Here is a 1,975-nt window from a genome sequence, read left to right as displayed (position 1 = left end):
CAAGAATGGGAAAGTGTATATTGGGGCCTACGACGGCAATGTGCTGTACGTCACGACCAACGGTGAAGTCAGTGGCACGAAGTTTAAGACGGGTGGCCCGATTGTTGGCAGCGTGGTCATAGATGGAGACACCCTCTTCGTGGGGAGTACTGATGGGAAGCTGTACGCGCTGAGCCTCGACCTGAAAGAGAAATGGTATTTCAAGACGGAAGGCAAGATTTGGTCAACCCCGGTTGTGACCAACGGCGTTGTGTACGTCGCCTCTGCAGACCATAACCTTTACGCCATAGATGCCGAGTCCGGCAATGAGATATGGCGTTTCGAGACGAAAGCGGCTATCATGTCCACTCCTCTAGTCGCAAAGGGGAAGGTCTACATAGGTGGCTGTGATCGAAAGTTCTACTCCGTCGACGCCGCTACGGAAGAAGAGCGCCTGGCCGCTAATGCCCGAGAGAATGGTAGCCCATCTGATCTAACGCGGGACGCTAGTAGCGTTTTTGAAGGAGCGAGCAACTGGTTCTGGACCCAGGCCCTGGTCCACAACGGCGAAATCTGGGTTGGAAATCTTGACCATAAAGTCTATGTCCTTCATGCTGAGAATGTGGCGGAGGAAGTCCACGACCCGTATCCAACCGGAGGGATGGTGTACTCACCGCCTGTTCTGTTGGACGGACTCATAGTTGTCGGCTCACAGGATGGCAGCATATACGTCATTGATGCTGAAGCCAAGGATGTGTCCGCGTATGCCATAGATGCCAAAACCGAGGAGATAGTGGAACTGCCCGACAAGCCCAAGAAGCCGCTTTCTCCAATTCTGGCGCCCCTCTACATCGACCCGGTTAAGGGAATAGTCTACTTCCATTCTCAGAATGGGACTCACACACTCTATGCATTCGAGTTGTCAACCAAAGAGGTCCTTTGGAAATTCCGAACCGACGTGATCAAGTGATTGAGGCATTGACTTGGGATTCTTGAACCTCATTCTGCTTCAACCCATCCTGAATATCCTGCTAGTCCTCACCCATTTCCTGTTCAGCAACTTCGGCCTCGGCGTCATAGCGCTCACTATCATAATCCGTTTGATTCTGCTGCCCTTGACACTGATGCAGTTGCGGAGCAGCAAGAAGACCACAGAAACGATGAACGCTATCAAGCCGAAGCTGGAGCAGTTGAAGAAGAAGCTCGCCAAGAACCCTCAGAAGCTGCAGCAGGAGACAATGAAGCTATACAAAGAAGCCGGCATCAGCCCCCTCGGATGCTTGTCCTCACCCATGCTGCTGTCAACAGTCATCCAATTGCCGATTTACATCGCCCTTTACCGAGCCATAATCCAGGGTCTGGCAGTAACACCTCAGGACTTTCTCGGTCTGTCTCAGAACCTCTACTCATGGGGTATTGTCAGCCAGGGGTTGCCCATCTCCGGTCACTTCCTGTGGCTCAATCTCGCGGGGAATGGCGATCCCTACTTTGTCCTTCCTGTCTTGGTAGGGGTGACGCAGTGGGTATCACAGAAAATGATAACTCAACCCGGCACCGATCCTCAGCAGCAGTCCATGAACACCATGATGCAGATCATGATGCCGCTGATGATGGCCTTCATGACTATCACCTTTCCAGCCGGACTCGGACTGTACTTCCTGGTGACCAGTCTTGTCATGATGGTGATTCAGTATTTCGTTTACGGATGGGGTGGCCTGTTTGCCAAAGCTCCTGCACCGGCAGCAGGGACGAAGAAGGATGGAAAGTCTGAGAAAGTGAAGGGGACGACAAGAGACGTTGAGTCGGAATCTGAGACCGAAGGGGCGAAAAGCGGGGGGGGTGGGTTGGGTGGTCTCCTGAGCCGTGCCAGGGCAAGACAAGCGGACAAGAAGAAGAGTGACAAGACTGACTAGGGGCATGTGGTCCTGTCAGCTTTGATGCGATCTGTAACCCGGAGGATATGAAGCATGGAGAGTCTGGAAGTAAGCGCGAAGAC

2 protein-coding genes are annotated in these 1,975 nt (G+C 52.9%); both read left to right on the top strand.

Going from position 1 to position 1,975, the window contains the following annotated elements:
• Positions 1-949 (top strand): PQQ-binding-like beta-propeller repeat protein (locus NTZ04_03700; protein MCX5991420.1); only part of this gene is annotated, 949 nt, incomplete at its 5' end.
• A 13-nt stretch (positions 950-962) separates the two neighbouring features.
• A complete protein-coding gene (locus NTZ04_03695) occupies positions 963-1,892 on the top strand; it encodes a YidC/Oxa1 family membrane protein insertase (protein MCX5991419.1) in 930 nt (309 codons plus the stop codon).
• Positions 1,893-1,975: the final 83 nt, after the last annotated feature.

The sequence above is a fragment of the Chloroflexota bacterium genome, assembly GCA_026389585.1.
Taxonomy (GTDB): Bacteria; Chloroflexota; Dehalococcoidia; order UBA2247; family RBG-13-53-26; genus JAPLHP01.
Note: the sequence above shows the minus strand (reverse complement) of the source record. Positions and strands in the feature narration are given on the sequence as shown.